Source organism: Corynebacterium phoceense (genome assembly GCF_900092335.1).
Taxonomy (GTDB): domain Bacteria; phylum Actinomycetota; class Actinomycetes; order Mycobacteriales; family Mycobacteriaceae; genus Corynebacterium; species Corynebacterium phoceense.
In genome coordinates, this window is record NZ_LT596208.1 from 368,698 (window position 1) to 385,681 (window position 16,984).

Sequence of the window (16,984 nt, forward strand, 5' to 3'; positions counted from 1 at the left end):
AGCGCGCACCGCTTGGCAGCGCTGATGCGACCCCTGCCGGTTCCGGCTTGTAAACTAAGGCGTTATGACTGATCTGAAAACCACTGCAGGCAAGATTGAGGACCTCGGTAATAAGATTGCCGAGTCCCGCTCGCCACTCGGCGCGGATGCCGGTACCCCAGCGGCCCGCGCGCGGCTGGATGCCCTCATGGACGACGGATCCTTCGTGGAAACGGACGCTCTCGCCCGTCACCGCTCCAAGGATTTCGGCCGCGAGCACGACCGTCCTTACACGGACGGCGTCATCACCGGCTACGGCACGATCAATGGCCGCAAGGTCTGCGTCTACTCGCAGGACGCCACCGTCTTCGATGGCACGATGGGCGAGGTCTACGGCGAGAAGATCATCAAGCTCTACGACCTAGCTTTGAAGACCGGCGTGCCCATGGTCTCCATCGTCGAGGCCGGCGCCCCGCGTGCCCAGGAGGGCATCGTCACGCTCGCCATGCAGGCGCGCATCCTCGAGCGCGTCACGCGCGCCTCGGGGCTTATCCCGCAGGTCGCCATCCAGGTCGGCGAGCTCGCCCCGCTGGCTACGCTCGCCCCGGTCATGGCGGATATCGTGATCGGCGAGGGCGGCCACCTTCACGCCGCAAATGCGGACGAGGCCATCGCCGCCGCCCGCACCGTGCTGGGCTACCTGCCTTCCAATAACCGCGCAGAGGCCCCGCGCACGGACGCCGCCCTCCAGGCAGGCTCCATCGCGGAGAATATCTCGGAGTCCGACCGCGCGCTCAACGCGGCCATCGCGGACAACGGCTCCTTCGAGATGAGCGCCATCGTCGACGCCCTCTTCGATGACGTCCTCGAGCTCCAGGCCGATGTGCGCGGCATCTCCACCGCATTCGCCCGGCTCGAGGGCCGCACCGTCGGCCTTATCGCGACGGCCGGCGGCTTCGACGAGGCCGCAGCGGAGAAGGCCGCCCGTTTTATCCGCCTGTGCGACGCGTTCAACACGCCGATTATCGAGCTCGTCGACACCCCGGAGCTCACCGCGCAGCCAGCACGTCTATCCAAGCTCGTCCAGGCCTACGCCGCGGCGACCGTGGGCAAGCTCACCGTGGTCCTGCACCGCGCGTACGGCTCCGGCTACGTCGTCATGGGCTCCAAGGATCTCGGCGCGGACCTCGCCTACGCATGGCCCACCGCGGAGATCGCCGTCGCGGACGCCACGACGCTCGCCAGCACCCTGGGCGTCGAGGAGGCCGAGGCTGCAGAGTTCCTCACCCCGTACCAGGCCGCCGAGCGCGGCCTTGTCGACGCCGTCATCGAGCCGGCCGCCACCCGCGGCTACCTCATCGAGGGCCTGCGTCTCCTCGAGCGCAAGATCGTCTCGACCCCCGCCAAGAAGCACAGCAATATCGTTCTTTAGAAACTACCCAAGGAGGCAGCTATGAACGCTCCCGTCATTCAGGTCCTGCGGGGCAACCCCAGCGACGACGAGGTCGCGGCTCTCACCGCCGTCCTCACGCAGCTCGACGCGGACGCCCGCGCCAAGGCCGCGCAGACGAAGCAGACGCGTGATCTGTGGACCGAGCCGGGCCACCGGTTCAACCCGTCCGCGTTCCGCAACGTGCGCTACTACTAAAGCATGCGTATCGTTCTCGCTTCTCAGTCCCCGTCCCGCGCAGCCATCTTGCGCGGCGCCGGGGTCGAACCCGTTTTACGCCCCGCACACGTCGACGAGCGCGCCATCGAGGCTGAGCTTGCCGATGCCGCCCCCGGCGACGTCGTCGCAGCCCTCGCCGCTGCCAAGGCCGAGGCCATCGCGCCCCACTACCCTGATGACGTCGTCATCGGCGGCGATTCCATGCTGCTGCTCGACGGGCAGCTCCAAGGCAAGCCGCACACCGAGGAGCGCACTGTCGAGCGCTGGCGCGCCCAAGCGGGCAAATCCGCGCAGCTGCTCACCGGACACTGCATCCTGCTCGGCGACAAGCGCTACGTGGAGACTTCCACGACGACCGTCCACTTCGCGCAGGCCTCCGAGACCGACATCGCGGCCTACGCGGCCTCGGGCGAACCCCTCCAATGCGCGGGCGCGTTCACGCTCGAGGCCCTCGGCGGCTGGTTCATCGACGCCATCGAGGGCGACCCCTCCTCGGTCATCGGCCTGTCCCTGCCCGTCGTGCGCCGCGCGCTCTACGAGTTTGGGGTGAACGCCTCGGAATTCTGGAATCTGCCGCGCAACTAGCCACGCGACTCCCTCCATCCTGCGTAGAGTGGCGAACATGGAAATGAAAGACATGCTTGCCCCGGATCCCATCCTGCTGCCGGAAGACCCCGGCCACGACGTCACCGACCTTACGCAGGGCGCCGTCGAACACCCCAGCTCCCCGCTCGTGTGGGCGCTGCTCGCCGAAAAGGAGCTCGCCCGCGTCCGCGAGGACGAGGCCTTGCCCACCGCCTACATCACGGCCTACGCCCTCGCCCGTACCGGCTACCACCGCAGCCTCGACCGCCTGCGCGGCAACAGCTGGAAGGGCTGGGGTCCAGTCCCCTTCGCCCACGTGCCTAACCAGGGCGTCCTACGCTCCTGGGCCGCCCTCGCCCACGCCGCCCAGGCCATCGGCGAGACAGACGAGTACGACCGTCTGCGTCAGATGCTCTCCGACGCGGACCCGGACTGCGTGGCGCAGCTGCTCGACTAAGGCGCGCTTCACGCGCGACAGAACGGGACCCCATGTGGCTTGACGGATACCTCGAGCAATTCAGAAACCGCCTCGCCGATTTCCTCGCGGAGGCCGCGTGCCCACGGGGATGGTCTGCGCCGCGGCGAACCTCACGGCACCACGCATGCCGGACCAGACGATGACAGAACCCTCGCGGCGAGCAGCGCCGTGCGCAGGGTGACCAGAGCCGACGTCGTTGATGAGTCCCTCGCCATCGAGGATGGAGATGACGCGGCGGTTGACGCCGGCCTTCTTCACGATGGAGGTGGCGACGGCATCGGAAGGGCTCATGACGGCGCCGGCCGCAACGCCGTGGCGTAGAGCAGCGGCGGGAGGATGAGGTCGGGCTCGATGTCGAGCTCCGGGACCGGTGTGACGACAGCGACGACGACGCTCACCACGAGCAGCATGATGACTGCCACGACGATTTAAAAAAGCACCTCCCGATCATATGGGAGGTGCGGGTCATCGCCAGATTCCTAGGTTCTCGCGTTGACCGTGAAGGCACGTGCGCTACGCGTCGGCCGCCTCGACGCGGGAGATGGCTTCCGCAGCGACCTTCTCCTGGATGCCCATGTCGAGCTCCGAGGTGAAGCCCACGCAGGAGCAGTTGATCTCGCCGAGGACGTAGGTATCCTCGCCGTTCTCGCCGTCGGCGAGCATGAAGTCCGCGGTCCAGATGAGCGGGACGTGGCCGGTCTCGCCAAGCTTCTCGGCGATGACGGGGCGGGCGCGCTCGAACATGGCGAGCAGCTCCGGCCAGGCTTCCGGCTTGTCGTAGGTGTACTTCGCGCCAGAGAAGAGCGTCGCGGAGAAGTTGTCGCCACCCTCGGCCGGCTTCTTGTGGACGATAAAGACCGGCTCATTGCCCACGAGGAGAATGCGGATTTCGCCTTCGACAATGCGCGGCATGAAGCGCATGTCGACGAGCATGCCGTTGTCGCCGATAATGTACTGGTCGCAGAAGTCCATGAACTCGCCCAGCGTGTAATCATGCGTCTTGTTGTCGACAGCCTCGGTGCACTTGAGCGCCGTGTCGAGCGGCAGCGCGGTGCCCGGCTCGACGGAGGCAGCCAGATCTGCATCAGCGAGGCGAACGCGCCAAATGCCCTCACCCGTGGAGCCGCGGTTCTGCTTGAGCACACGCTCACCGAAAGACAGGGAGGTAGGGAAGGTCTCGTGGAAGTCGGAGACCTCGTAGTAGGCCGCAGTGTCTTCCGGCACGAGCGGGGTGTCATTGAGCTTAACCAGAGCGTCCTTGGCGCCGTAAGCCATCATGTCGGCCGGGGTGGACATGCCCACGAGCCCGGCGTCCGCCAGCTTGGTGAGCAGCTCGAAGTAGCCCTTCTCGCCGCCGGGGATGTTGCCGGGGTTGACGCGCGAGATGTAGGCGTCAAAGTTCTGGGAGACGCGCTCGAAGATCTCGTCCGCGTTGTCCGGGTGGAAGTAGATGACCTCCGAGTCCCATCCGTTGGCCTTGATGGCCTCCACGATGGGCATGGTGTCCTTGCGGTGGCCGTCCGGTCCCTTGTCGGAGCCGCCTTCAACCTCAAAAACCACGATTGCCTTGTGCACAGCAATTTACCTTTCGTCCCTGGGAAAAATTGTTGTGGGCGCGTAAAGGGAATTCCTCCGGCCCTCGCCTAAAAATTACCTGAGTACACTCGTTTTCGCGCGCTAAAGAAACCGTGATTAACCCCACCTACCCACGGCCCACGCACCCCACCTGCATCGTTGTTATAACCAGCCCCCCACGTGTATCCGAGACCACATTACGTTACCCCTTGTTGGGTATCGCGGTATTGTAAAAGGGCTAAAGACTACGCTAGGGAGTTCACCCTCAGCCCGTCCTGAATCAACAGAAAGGCCACCAGGACCATGATTGAGACCGACCCAAATCCGTCGTTCCAGGACTACGCCGTTCCTTCACGCATGGTTTCCGCGCCGTGGCTGTCCGCCCGCTTGGGCATTCCTGGCTTGCGCGTCATTGAGGTCGATGAAGACAACCTCCTCTACGACATCGGCCACATCCCCACGGCCACACGCATCAACTTCCACACGGATCTGCTGGACAAGCTCACCCGCGACATCATCGGCCCCGAGGATTTCGCAGCACTCATGCGCTCCAAGGGCATTCACCGCGACGACACCATCGTCGTCTACGGCGACAAGAACAACTGGTGGGCCACCTACGCCCTGTGGGTCTTCGAACTCTACGGCCACCCAGACGTCCGCCTCCTCGACGGCGGCCGTGACGCCTGGATGAACGAGGAACGCGATACCTCCTACGCCGTCCCGGAGCACCCGGAGTCCGAGTACCCCGTCACCGAACGCGACGACGCGGACCACCGCGCCTTCGTCTCCGAATTGGGCGACGCTTCCCTCGTCGACACTCGCCCCACCGAGGAGTACCAAGGCATCGCCACGGAGTTCTCCCCCAAGGGCGATTCTTCCTACGGCACGACCATCCGCCACGGCCACATCCCGGGCGCCGTCAACCTGCCGTGGTCACTCGCCGTGCATTCCAACGGCGCCTTCCGCTCACGCGCCTCGCTCGACGAGGCCTACGCGGAACTCGATCCAAAGAAGGACACCATCCTCTATTCGCACCTCGGTAGCCAGGCAGCCCACACGTGGTTCGTCCTCAAGTTCCTCTTGGGATTTGAGAAGGTCCGCAATTATGACGGCTCCTGGGCCGAGTGGGGCAACATGATCCGCATGCCCATCGAGCGCTAAACCCTTCACACCACCGAACGAGCCCTTACCGACACGCCGCACCGTCTTTAACCGCGACAAAAGCGCAGGTAAGGGCTTTGTCGATCAAATTTCTAGAAACCTGACGGATCACTCATGTTTTTGTGTGCGATAATAGTCCGAGCACAAACAAACTAGGAAGGTTTTAAATAAGCCGTGACTGTTGAAACCAAGAAGATCACCAAGGTGCTCATCGCCAACCGCGGTGAGATCGCCGTGCGCGTCATCCGTGCCGCACGCGACGCTGGAATTGCCTCTGTCGCCGTCTACGCCGAGCCGGACGCGGACGCCCCGTTCGTCGCACTCGCTGACGAGGCCTTCGCCTTGGGCGGTCAGACCTCTGCCGAGTCGTACCTCGACATTGCCAAGATTCTCGACGCCGCCGCGAAGTCCGGCGCCAACGCCATCCACCCGGGCTACGGCTTCCTCTCCGAGAACGCCGAGTTCGCCCAGGCCGTCCTCGACGCCGGCCTCATCTGGATTGGCCCCTCCCCGCAGTCCATCGCCGATCTCGGCGACAAGGTGACGGCCCGCCACATCGCGGAGCGTGCCGATGCCCCCATGGCCCCCGGCACCCCGGACCCGGTCAAGGATGCTGCCGAGGTCGAGGCCTTCGCCGACCAGCACGGCCTGCCCATCGCCATCAAGGCCGCCTTCGGCGGCGGCGGACGCGGTATGAAGGTCGCCTACGAGCGCGACGAGGTCGCCGAGCTCTTCGAGTCTGCTACCCGCGAAGCCACCGCCGCCTTCGGCCGCGGCGAGTGCTTCGTCGAGCGCTACCTCGACAAGGCCCGCCACGTCGAGGCCCAGGTCCTCGCCGACCAGCACGGCAACGTCATCGTCATGGGTACTCGCGACTGCTCCCTGCAGCGCCGCTTCCAAAAGCTCGTCGAGGAGGCCCCAGCCCCGTTCCTCACCGATGAGCAGCGCGCCACCATCCACGAGTCCGCCAAGCGCATCTGCCGCGAGGCTGGCTACTACGGCGCCGGCACCGTCGAGTACCTCGTCGGCTCCGACGGCCTCATCTCCTTCCTTGAGGTCAATACCCGTCTGCAGGTCGAGCACCCGGTCACCGAGGAGACCACCGGCTTCGACCTCGTGCGCCAGCAGTTCCGTATCGCCGAGGGCCTGCCACTGGAGATCACCGAGGATCCCGCTCCGCGCGGCCACGCCTTTGAGTTCCGCATCAACGGCGAGGACGCTGCCGCGGGCTTCATCCCGGCACCGGGCACCATCGTCCAGTACTCCGAGCCCGCCGGTCCCGGCGTGCGCGTCGACTCCGGCGTCCAAGCCGGCACCGTCGTGGGCGGCAACTTCGACTCCATGCTCGCCAAGCTCATCGTCTGGGGTGAGGACCGCGAGCAGGCCCTGCAGCGCGCCCGCCGTGCCCTGGCCGAGTACACCGTCACCGGCCTGCCCACCGTCATCCCCTTCGACCGCGCCATCGTCGAGGACCCCGCGTTTACCGCAGAAGACGGCTCCTTCGGCGTCTACACCAAGTGGATCGAGGAAGAGTGGGTCAACGGCCTGCCGCCGTACACAGATCCGGACGCCGACGCTGGCGCGTCGGCAGAAGACAACGAACCCGGCCAGAAGTTCGTCGTCGAAATCGGCGGACGCCGCGTCGAGGTCGCCCTGCCGGGCAATCTCTTCTTCGGCAACACCGGCGGACGTAAGAAGACGAAGAAGCGTCGCGGTGGCGGCGCCAAGGCAGCCGTCTCCGGCGATACCGTGGCAGCGCCCATGCAGGGCACCGTCATCAAGGTCAACGTCGAAGAAGGCGCCGAGGTCAATGAGGGCGACGTCGTCGTAGTCCTCGAGGCCATGAAGATGGAAAACCCCGTCAAGGCCCACAAGTCTGGCACCGTAAAGGACCTCAAGGTCGAGAACGGCACCCAGATCAACAAGGGCGAGCCCATCCTCGACATCAAGTAGGACATCCCACCCTAGCGGCATCGCTTGCCGATGCCCCCTCACCCAAGCCCGCAGCATGCCGGGGCATCGCTTGCCAGTGCCTCGTTGCCACCACCTCTGCCGCCGCTTGCTCCCCTGCACGCGGCGGCAGAATCATTTCTGCAACTCTGCGCAATCGCACTTGACACCGCCCACCCGTCCCTCGCACAGATTCGGTGTTTCGGCCTTGTGTCTGTCGTGCGCATGAGACAATTGCCTACATGGCTGAGATGACACATGCGCAGCGTGTTGCTGCTGCTAGAGATTTCGCTTCGCGGTGGAAAGACCGGGGTGCTGAGAAGTCAGATACCCAACAGTTTTGGATTGATTTGTGCTCCGAGGTGCTGGGGATGGGAAATCAGACCACGGCGTTGCATTTTGAGTCTCGTACCTCTGGCGCAGGCTGGATTGATGTTGTGGTCCCCGATGCGAAGACGTTCATTGAGCAGAAGTCGCTCGGCATCGACATGGACAAGCCGGAGCCGCGCCAGGGCACGATGGTCACGCCGTACCAGCAGGCTAAGCGCTATGCGGACCAGCAGCGTAACTCCAAGCGCCCGGACTACATTGTCATCTGTAACTTCGGTGAGTTCCGCATTCATCATCTTGATGATGACTTTCCAGAAACCGAGTATGAGTCCTTCAAGCTTGAAGAGCTGCCCGAGCAGCTGCATCTTCTCGACTTCCTGGTCAACCCGCAGGCGCAACGTGCCCGACGCGAGCAGAAGGCATCACTGCAAGCTGGCGAGCTTATCGGCAAGCTCTACAAGCTGCTGCGCGAGCAGTACGTTGACCCGGATTCTGCCGCATCCCAGCATGCACTCAACGTGTTGTGTGTGCGCTTGGTGTTCTGCCTGTTTGCCGAGGACGCGGGCATCTTCCCGAAGAACGCGGTGTTGAACTACTTAGCCCCTTTCAATGCGTCCGCGTTGCGTCTTGCCCTCAAGCGCCTGTTTATCCAGCTCGATACACCGTTAGACCAGCGTGACCCGTATGATGAGCAGGCACTTGCGGTCATGCCCTACGTCAACGGTGGCCTGTTCACAGGCACAGATGTTGAGATCCCTAACTTCACAGACGAAATTCGCGAGCTGCTCATTACCGAGCTGTCGGCGGATACGGACTGGTCGCACATTAGCCCAACGATCTTCGGTGGTGTCTTTGAGTCCACACTCAATCCTGAAACTCGTCACCAAGGGGGTATGCACTACACCAGTCCTGAGAACATTCACAAGGTCATTGACCCGCTGTTTTTGGATGCGTTGACCGATGAGCTGACAGACATCATCAATGAGCCGGGTGTGGGTGCAGTCAAACGGCGCAACAACCTCAAGCGCTACCACGATAAACTTGCCAGCCTGACCTTTTTCGACCCTGCTTGTGGTTCGGGCAACTTCCTCACTGAGACCTATATCAGTCTGCGCCGCTTGGAAAACAAGGTGCTCTCTGAGTTAGCGAATGACCAGACCGCGCTCGATTTTGGCGGTGAGTCCTCACAGATCAAGGTGCATATTAGCCAGTTCTACGGCATTGAGATCAACGACTTCGCGGTATCGGTCGCGCAGACTGCGCTTTGGATTGCCAAGCTACAAGCCGACGCGGAGACCGAGATTCTCACCTCAGCAAACATCGATAACCTTCCGCTGCGCGACTCTGCGAACATCATGCTTGGCAACGCGCTACAGCTCGACTGGGCAGACGTCCTTGAACCGGACCAGTGCAGCTTCGTTATTGGAAACCCACCGTTTTTGGGCGCGCGCAACCAGTCCAAGGAGCAAAAGGCCGAGCTACAGGCCACGTTCAAGTCCATCGGTGCGACGAAGAACCTGGGCAACATCGACTACGTAGGCGGCTGGTACGCCAAAGCCGCCAAGTACTTAGGCAACCACGACATCCGCGCAGCCTTTGTCTCAACCAACAGCATCTGCCAAGGTGAGCAAGTCGCCAACGTATGGAGCCGTCTCTGGGACATGGGCATCCGCATCGACTTCGCACACGACACGTTCAAATGGACCAACGGCGCAGCAGACCAAGCAGCCGTCTACTGCGTCATTGTCGGCTTCTCCAAGCTCGGAGGACCAAAGACACTCTTCCACTACCCCACCGTGACGGGCGAGCCTGAAATAAGCCACCCGAAACAACTAAACGCTTACCTCAAAGACGCGCCCGAGGTCTTCGTATGGAGCCGGTCTAAGCCGCTCTCAGATGTACCCAGTATGGGGATTGGTAACAAACCGATTGACGGTGGTAATTATCTGTTCACACAGGAGGAGAAGGACCAGTTCTTAAGAGCTGAACCAAAGTCCGATCCATTCTTTCACCGCTGGTACGGGTCCCGCGAGTTCATCCAAGGCATTGAGCGCTGGGTGCTATGGGTCGGAGAAGCTTCGACAGCCGAGCTGAATAGACTGCCCCTCGTCAAGGAACGTATAAAGGCCGTTCGAGATTACCGCGAACAAAGTTCCAGCGCTGGCACACGGAAGCTCGCAGCTCGCCCTAAGAGATTCCATGTCGAGAATATCCCAACGACTACCACCATTCTCTTGCCACAGACTTCATCAGAGCGCAGGAAATACATACCTGTTGGGTTCCTCCAACCCGGCGAGTTCGCGAGCAACGCCGTACGGCTAATCGCAGATGGTTCCCTATATGTATTCGCATTTATCCATTCTCGCGTACATAACGCGTGGATGAGGACCACCAGTGGCCGCTTGAAGTCGGACTACCAGTATTCAAGCAAGGACACTTATAACAACCTCATCTGGCCAGATGTCACGCCCGAACAGGAAGCAGAAATTGCCCAGCTCGGCCAGGCCGTGCTCGACGCACGAGCCCAGTACCCAGACTCGACCATCGCGCAAATGTATGACCCCGACAACGACTGGATGTACCCCGAGCTCACTAAGGCTCACGCGGCACTGGATGCAGCTGTCGAGCGTGCCTATGGTCTAGAACCCGGTTGCGAAGAAAAGACCATCGTGGAGCACCTATTCAAGCTCTACTCGCAAGCCGTAGAGAAAGCTGAAAAGGCTTCCTAGCAGGAAAAGAAAGTCTCACCCAACGCCGGACAGCTATAGTCAAAAGCGCAGTTTTAACGCGGGCCAAAGACGACTCGCACTGTGTGCTGAAGGGATTTAGGCGGCATCGGCAGCCTCCTGCGCCATGACGAAAGCCCACCGAACCTGCAGGTTCGGTGGGCTGTACGCTGGGTGAGCTACCTGGTGTTACTTGATGACAGCGATGAGGTCGCCGCCCTCTACCTTGGTGGCCTTGCCAATGGCGACACGCTCGATGACGCCATCCTTGGTCGCGGAGATGGAGGCTTCCATCTTCATGGCCTCAATAACTGCAACCTGGTCACCGGCCTTGACCTCGTCGCCCGCAGAAACGGTCGGGTTGACCACACCAGCGAACGGAGCGGCCACGTGGCCCTCGTTGCTCGGGTCGGCCTTCTCGACGGTGGCGACGGTGGATTCGACGTTATTGTCGCGGACCTTCATCGGGCGAATCTGACCGTTGACCGTCAGGACAACGTTGCGCATACCCTTCTCGTCGGCCTCGCCGAGCGCATCGAGGCGCACAGTAATCGGCTTGAGGTCAGCACGGTCGTTGGATCCGTCAGCGAAGTAGTGAACCACGTACTCGTGGCCTTCTTCCAGACCGTAGAGGAACACCGTGTCCGTGAGGGCCTCCGTGTTTCCGTACTTACGACGGAATTCGTTGAACTCCTCAAACTGCTTCGGGAAGAGCAGGCGGTTGAGGGAGTCACGGCGTTCCTGCGAGTTATCGGAGTCAAGGTGCGGCTGCTCTTCAGCGGGCACCTCCTTGACGGTCACCTCGCCCGGCGTACGGCCTTCGAGGACACGGTCGCGCAGCTCCGGCCAGCCGCCCGGAGGGGTACCGAGCTCGCCGCGCAGGAACGCGATGACGGAATCCGGGATGTCGTACTTGGACGGGTTGGCCTCAAACTCGGCCGGGTCCACGCCAGCACCCACAAGCTGCAGGGCGAGGTCGCCCACGACCTTGGAAGACGGGGTGACCTTGGTCGGACGGCCGAGCATCTCGTTGACGGCGGCGTAGGTGTCCTCGATGACCTCGAAGCGGTCCTCGAGGCCCAGAGCAGTCGCCTGAGCGCGCAGGTTGGACAGCTGACCACCCGGGATCTCGTGGCGGTACACGCGGCCAGTCGGGCCAGGAATACCCTTCTCGAACGGCTTGTAGAGCTGGCGGACGGCCTCCCAGTACGGCTCCAGATCGGAGACGGCCTTGAGGTCGAGGCCAGTGTCGCGCGCGGAGTTGGAGAATGCCGCGACAATAGCAGACAGGGACGGCTGCGACGTGGTACCGGCCAACGGAGCGGAGGCACCGTCGACGACATCGGCACCGGACAGCGCCGCCGCGTAGTAGGTCGCCATCTGGCCACCCGCAGTGTCGTGGGTGTGGACGTGCACCGGCAGGTCGAATTCCTTGCGCAGTGCCATGACCAGCTTGGAGGCCGACTCCGGACGCAGCAGGCCCGCCATGTCCTTGATAGCCAGCACGTGTGCACCCGTGCCCACGATTTCCTCGGCGAGCTTGAGGTAGTAATCCAGCGTGTAGAGCTTCTCATTCGGAGAGCACATATCGCCGGAGTACGCCATGGCAACCTCAGCCACGGACTTGTCGTTCTCAAGGACAGCCTCGATAGCCGGACGCATCTGGCTTACGTCGTTGAGGGCGTCGAAGATACGGAAGATATCGACGCCAGACTTGGCGGCTTCGTCCACGAAGGCGTGGCACACCTTGTCCGAGTACGGCGAGTAGCCAACCGTATTGCGGCCGCGCAGCAACATCTGAATATTCTGGTTCGGCATGGCCTCACGCAGCAGATCAAGGCGAACCCACGGGTCCTCCTTGAGGAAGCGCATCGCGACATCATAGGTCGCTCCGCCCCACGCCTCCACCGAGTAGAGGGACGGGGTCATGCGGGCCACGGCCTCCGCGGCAGAGACGAGGTCAGTACCGCGCACACGGGTGGCGAGCAGCGACTGGTGCGCGTCACGGAACGTCGTGTCCGTAACGCCGAGAGCCTGCTGATTGCGGATCTTTTCTGCCCAAGCCTTCGGACCCAGCTCAAGCAGATCGTCACGAGAACCACGCGGCAGCTCAGAGTTGCGATCGAATTCTGGGAGCTTGTCGAACGGACGAAGCGCGGTCAGACGCGTGCCATTCGGCTTGTTCACGGTGACGTCCGCGATGTAGTCGATGATACGGCCGGACTCGTCCACAGCCGGCGGAGCCTTGAGCAGGTCCGGGTGGGACGCGATAAAGCTGGTGTCGACGCGGGTCTCGGTGAAGTCCGGCTCGCGCAACAGGGCGCGCAGGAAGCCGATGTTGGTGGCAACGCCGGCGACGGTGAACTCGTTGAGGGCGCGCTGTGCACGGGCGACAGCCTGCTTGAAAGTGACGCCACGGCAGGTCATCTTCACCAGCAGGGAGTCGAAGTTCGGGGAAATCTCGGCGCCGACGGCAGTCGCGCCATCGAGACGCACGCCCGCGCCGCCCGGGGAGCGGTACGTGGTCAGGGTGCCGGTATCCGGGCGGAAACCGTTGTTCGGGTCTTCAGTCGTAATACGGCACTGCAGGGCCGCGCCGGTGATGTGGATATCCTCCTGGTGCAGACCAAGCTGCTCGAGGGACGCGCCCGCAGCGATGTGCATCTGCGACTTCACGATGTCGACACCGGTGATTTCCTCGGTAACGGTGTGCTCGACCTGGACACGGGGGTTCATCTCGATGAAGACGTGGTTGCCGCGCTCGTCCACGAGGAACTCGACGGTGCCAGCGCCCTCGTAGTTGATGTGCTGGCAGAACTTCACAGCGTCCGCACAGATGCGGTCACGCAGTTCCGGATCCAGCGTCGGAGCCGGAGCAATTTCCACGACCTTCTGGTGACGACGCTGCACGGAGCAGTCACGCTCGAAGAGGTGGATGACGTTGCCCTGGCTATCGGCGAGGATCTGGACCTCGATGTGCTGCGGCTTGATGACCGCGGTCTCAAGGTAGACGTGGCCGTCGCCGAAGGCAGCCTCGGCCTCGCGGGAGGCCTCAGCGCACTTCTCGCGCAGCTCAGACTCGTTCTCGATGAAGCGCATGCCGCGTCCGCCGCCGCCGGCGACTGCCTTGACGAAGAGCGGGTAGGTGAAGTCCTTGGAGTACTCGACGAGCTTGTCCACGTCAGTGGATGGCTCGGAGTCCTTCAAGGTCGGCAGGCCCGCCTCCTGAGCGGCGTGCACCGCAGCGGCCTTATCGCCGGTGAGGTCCAGGGTCTCCGGAGTAGGGCCAATGAACTTGATTCCGGCCTCATTGCAGGCACGGGCAAGGTCGGCGCGCTCAGAGAGGAAGCCGTAACCCGGATAGATGGCATCCGCGCCCGACTTCTTGGCGGCACGAATCACCTCATCAATGTCGAGGTACGCCTTCACCGGGGCACCCTCGGCGCCAATGCGAACGGCTTCGTTGGCGAATGCACGGTGGAAGGAGTTGCGATCCTCACGTGGGTAAATTGCAACGGTCTTCGCGCCAATTTCGAAAGCGGCACGGAAAGCACGGACAGCAATTTCGCCGCGGTTGGCTACAAGCACCTTGTTGAACGTCGGTAACGCGGTGGCAGACACTGCAGTAAGTTCCTTTCGGATTGTGGTCATTGGTTCACGTTGCTACGAGGTAGTTCAGAAAACTAATGCCAGCACGGGTGATCCACATCTCAGATTAGTAGTGCGTGATGCACGATGCGAACACGATCCCACACTATTGGTACTAAAGGGGGGTAAAACGTCCCGAAGGCCGGACGCCCGACGTATAAAGTCTGGCGCCGGCCGGGGAAATTCAGGGGCAACGGAGGAGTGTAGGGGTTCCGTCACAGATAGGTCATAGGAAACGTCGTTCCCTCCGGGGTGACGCCAGGAATACCCCGGCGCCACAGACGGCGATTAGAACTGCTTCGGCGGAACGGAGCGCTGAGCCTCACCGTTGTAGGCAGACAGCGGGCGGATGAGCGAGTTGTTCTCGTTCTGCTCCACGATGTGTGCGGTCCAACCGGTGATACGGGACATCACGAAGATCGGGGTGAAGAACTCGATGTCGAAGCCCAGGATGTGGTACGCCGGGCCCGTCGGGAAATCGAGGTTCGGCTGAATCTTGATGGAGGTGTTGTCGTACATGGTCTTTGCCATGATTTCGTACATCTCCACCCACTGCTCCTGGCCGTGCTCCTTGGCCAGCTCGCGGAAAGCGGCCTCCATGGTCGGAACGCGGGAGTCACCGTTCTTGTAGACGCGGTGACCGAAGCCCATCACGAGCTCCTTGTTCTTGAGCTTGTTGAGGGTCCACTCTTCGGTCTTCGCCGGGTCGCCAACCTCAATGAAGTTGTGCATGACGGCCTCGTTCGCACCACCGTGCAGCGGGCCCTTGAGGGCGCCGATAGCACCGACGACTGCGGAGTAGGTGTCGGACATCGTGGAGGTGATGACGCGCGCGGTGAAGGTGGAGGCGTTGAAGGAGTGCTCAGCGTAGAGGATGAGCGACTTGTCGAAGGCCTCGATGTCGGCGCGGGAGTTGGCCGGGGAGCCCTCTTCCTCACCGAAGACCATCCACAGGAAGTTCTCGGCAAAGCCCTTCTTACGCGACGGCTGGATGTAGCCTTCACCGCGGCGACGGCGGATGTCGAGCGCGATGATGGTCGGGATCTTGGCCATCAGCTCGAGAGCGGTACGACGGATGTGCTCGGAGTTCTTGGTGTAGGCCTCCGGATCCTGAGCGCCGATGAAGGAGATGGCGGTGCGCAGGACGTCCATCGGGTGGCAGGACAGCGGCATCGACATGATGAGGTCGATAAGGTGGCGGTCCAGGTGGCGCAGAGCCTTCTCACGTGCAGAGAAGCGGATGAGCTCCTCCTGAGTCGGAAGCTCGCCGTTCCACAAAAGGTAGGCAACCTCTTCGAAGGAGCAGTAGCGTGCCAGCTCCTGAACGGGGTAACCACGGTAGGTCAGGGAGTTGGTCTCCGGGACGACCTTGGAGACGGCGGTCTCGTCAACGACGACGCCGTACAGGCCCTTGCGGATTTCGGGGGTGTTCTCAGACATTGTGTTCTCCTTGTGCTTGGAAAAGTGTGTGGGACGAAAGACGCCACGAACCGTGGCGCGGTTCTTTTACTTGGATTGAAGGAACGACGTTCCAAGAAGGTTCGCCGCTGTGCGCTCGAGGCACGGGGTTCCGCGCTTCGAACGCAGTAGCTCGTCATACCGGCGAAGCGCCGGTCGGCAGAAGCCGGGGTTTTACTCGAAGGTCGGCTTGTAGGAGTCCTTGGAGTAGGTGAACACCGCCTGGTCGAAAGCGTTGTACTCGTTGTAGCGAACAAGTTCGTACAGGCGAGAACGGTGCTGCATGCGCTCGAGCCACTCGGTCTGGTTGCCCTCTTTCTCCATGAAGCGGAGGAACTCTTCGGTGGCGCCCATGGCGACACGGAAGGTGGACACCGGCCAGATGACAGCGTTGTAGCCCAAATCCTCGATTTCCTTGGCGGACAGCAGCTCGGTCTTGCCGAACTCCGTCATGTTCGCCAGGAGCGGGGTATCGATAGCGGCGCGGAACTTCTCGAAGTCTTCCTTGGAATAGAGGGCCTCGGTGAAGATCATGTCGGCTCCAGCGTCGGCGTAGGCCTTAGCGCGTTCGATGGCGTCGTCGATGCCGTGGATGCCGGCGGCGTCCGTACGGGCGCAGATGATGAAGTTGGGGTCGCGGCGCTCGTTGACCGCGGCGGAGATGCGGCGGACCATGAGGTCGGTCGGGACAACTTCCTTGCCGTCGAGGTGGCCACAGCGCTTCGGGTTGACCTGGTCCTCAAGGTGCATGCCGGCGAGGCCAGCGTCCTCAAGGGCCACCACCGTGCGAGCCGAGGACATCGGCTCACCGAAGCCGGTGTCAGCGTCGACGAGGACCGGCAGGTCGGTGGCGCGAGCAATCTGGCCGGAGCGGTGGGCGACCTCAGTGAGAGTGGTGAGGCCGATGTCCGGCAGGCCCAGGTCGTTAGCGAGGACGGCGCCCGAGATGTAGACGCCTTCGAAGCCGCCGATGTCCTGGATAAGACGCGCGGTGAGCGGGTTGAAGGCACCCGGGAGGCGGGTCAAACCCGGCCCCTCCAGGGAGGCGCGGAACTCCGCGCGCTTCTCGGCGTTGGTCTTGGTAGAACCAAACAGTCCAGCCATGTTAGAAAATTCCTTCCGGCTTCTTGGGGGCCTTCGCGAGGTGGTCCGGGGTGACACGGACGTTGAGCTCGTTCAGGTCGGTGAGGTTCTCGAGGTCCTGGACGGCGGCGAGGAAGCGCTCCTGCTCTTCCTCGGAGACCTTGCCAGCGGCCAGCTTCTTGAACTTGTTGATGTACTCCTCGCGGCCGAACGGACGGGCGCCGAGCGGGTGAGCATCAGCGACGGCGCGCTCGTCCTCGATAACGGTGCCGTCCTTGAAGGTGATGACGGCCTTGCCGCCGAACGCCTTCTCGGAAAGGTCGTTGGAGTGGTAGCGGCGGG

At 62.5% G+C, this 16,984-nt stretch carries 13 protein-coding genes and 1 pseudogene; 7 read left to right on the forward strand and 7 right to left on the reverse strand.

Annotated features, from left to right (window positions below; translation table 11 throughout):
* The first annotated feature begins 64 nt into the window (after positions 1–64).
* From BN9444_RS05930 to BN9444_RS05945, 4 genes are read left to right on the forward strand one after another with little or no spacing between them, the layout of a single operon-like run.
* Positions 65–1,411 carry an acyl-CoA carboxylase subunit beta gene (locus tag BN9444_RS05930; RefSeq protein WP_066485123.1) on the forward strand — a complete coding sequence of 449 codons (1,347 nt, stop codon included), beginning with the start codon at positions 65–67 and terminating at the stop codon, positions 1,409–1,411.
* Positions 1,412–1,432: 21 nt separating this feature from the next.
* A complete protein-coding gene (locus tag BN9444_RS05935; RefSeq protein ID WP_066485115.1) occupies positions 1,433–1,627 on the forward strand; it encodes an acyl-CoA carboxylase subunit epsilon in 195 nt (64 codons plus the stop codon).
* Between the two features lie 3 nt (positions 1,628–1,630).
* Positions 1,631–2,233, forward strand: a complete 603-nt coding sequence (locus tag BN9444_RS05940) for a Maf family protein (protein ID WP_066485113.1) — start codon at positions 1,631–1,633, stop codon at positions 2,231–2,233.
* 37 nt (positions 2,234–2,270) lie between these two features.
* Positions 2,271–2,690 (forward strand): DUF3151 domain-containing protein, encoded by a 420-nt coding sequence (locus tag BN9444_RS05945; protein ID WP_066510897.1) that lies wholly within the window; start codon positions 2,271–2,273, stop codon positions 2,688–2,690.
* Positions 2,691–2,750: 60 nt separating this feature from the next.
* On the opposite strand, the gene BN9444_RS05950 is transcribed toward BN9444_RS05945, so the two are convergent.
* From BN9444_RS05950 to BN9444_RS05955, 3 genes are all read right to left on the reverse strand, one after another.
* Positions 2,751–3,002 carry a hypothetical protein gene (locus BN9444_RS05950; RefSeq protein WP_066485101.1) on the reverse strand — a complete coding sequence of 84 codons (252 nt, stop codon included), beginning with the start codon at positions 3,000–3,002 and terminating at the stop codon, positions 2,751–2,753.
* Positions 2,999–3,133 (reverse strand): hypothetical protein, encoded by a 135-nt coding sequence (locus tag BN9444_RS15365; RefSeq protein ID WP_255356834.1) that lies wholly within the window; start codon positions 3,131–3,133, stop codon positions 2,999–3,001. Before BN9444_RS15365 ends, BN9444_RS05950 begins: the two co-directional genes overlap by 4 nt.
* 91 nt (positions 3,134–3,224) lie before the next feature.
* A complete protein-coding gene (locus BN9444_RS05955) occupies positions 3,225–4,286 on the reverse strand; it encodes a Cj0069 family protein (protein WP_066485099.1) in 1,062 nt (353 codons plus the stop codon).
* A gap of 303 nt (positions 4,287–4,589) precedes the next feature.
* Here BN9444_RS05955 and BN9444_RS05960 point away from each other — a divergent pair, with 303 nt between their 5' ends.
* The 3 genes from BN9444_RS05960 (at position 4,590) to BN9444_RS05970 (ending at position 10,456) form a co-directional block, all read left to right on the forward strand.
* Positions 4,590–5,447, forward strand: a complete 858-nt coding sequence (locus BN9444_RS05960; protein WP_068801585.1) for a sulfurtransferase — start codon at positions 4,590–4,592, stop codon at positions 5,445–5,447.
* Positions 5,448–5,621: 174 nt separating this feature from the next.
* On the forward strand, positions 5,622–7,400 hold the full coding sequence (locus BN9444_RS05965; RefSeq protein ID WP_066485091.1) for an acetyl/propionyl/methylcrotonyl-CoA carboxylase subunit alpha: 1,779 nt from the start codon (positions 5,622–5,624) through the stop codon (positions 7,398–7,400).
* 239 nt (positions 7,401–7,639) lie between these two features.
* Positions 7,640–10,456 carry a class I SAM-dependent DNA methyltransferase gene (locus BN9444_RS05970; protein WP_068801586.1) on the forward strand — a complete coding sequence of 939 codons (2,817 nt, stop codon included), beginning with the start codon at positions 7,640–7,642 and terminating at the stop codon, positions 10,454–10,456.
* 186 nt (positions 10,457–10,642) lie between these two features.
* Here the strand turns inward: BN9444_RS05970 and BN9444_RS05975 are convergent, their stop codons facing one another.
* From BN9444_RS05975 to BN9444_RS05990, 4 genes and pseudogenes are all read right to left on the reverse strand, one after another.
* Complete coding sequence (locus BN9444_RS05975; protein ID WP_068801587.1) at positions 10,643–14,074, reverse strand: pyruvate carboxylase; 3,432 nt, start codon at positions 14,072–14,074, stop codon at positions 10,643–10,645.
* A 315-nt stretch (positions 14,075–14,389) separates the two neighbouring features.
* Positions 14,390–15,541 (reverse strand): bifunctional 2-methylcitrate synthase/citrate synthase, encoded by a 1,152-nt coding sequence (locus BN9444_RS05980; RefSeq protein WP_066485081.1) that lies wholly within the window; start codon positions 15,539–15,541, stop codon positions 14,390–14,392.
* A 192-nt stretch (positions 15,542–15,733) separates the two neighbouring features.
* Positions 15,734–16,663 (reverse strand): methylisocitrate lyase, encoded by a 930-nt coding sequence (prpB, locus tag BN9444_RS05985; RefSeq protein WP_068801588.1) that lies wholly within the window; start codon positions 16,661–16,663, stop codon positions 15,734–15,736.
* 1 nt (position 16,664) lies between these two features.
* Positions 16,665–16,984: pseudogene (locus tag BN9444_RS05990) on the reverse strand (MmgE/PrpD family protein); the annotation flags it as partial.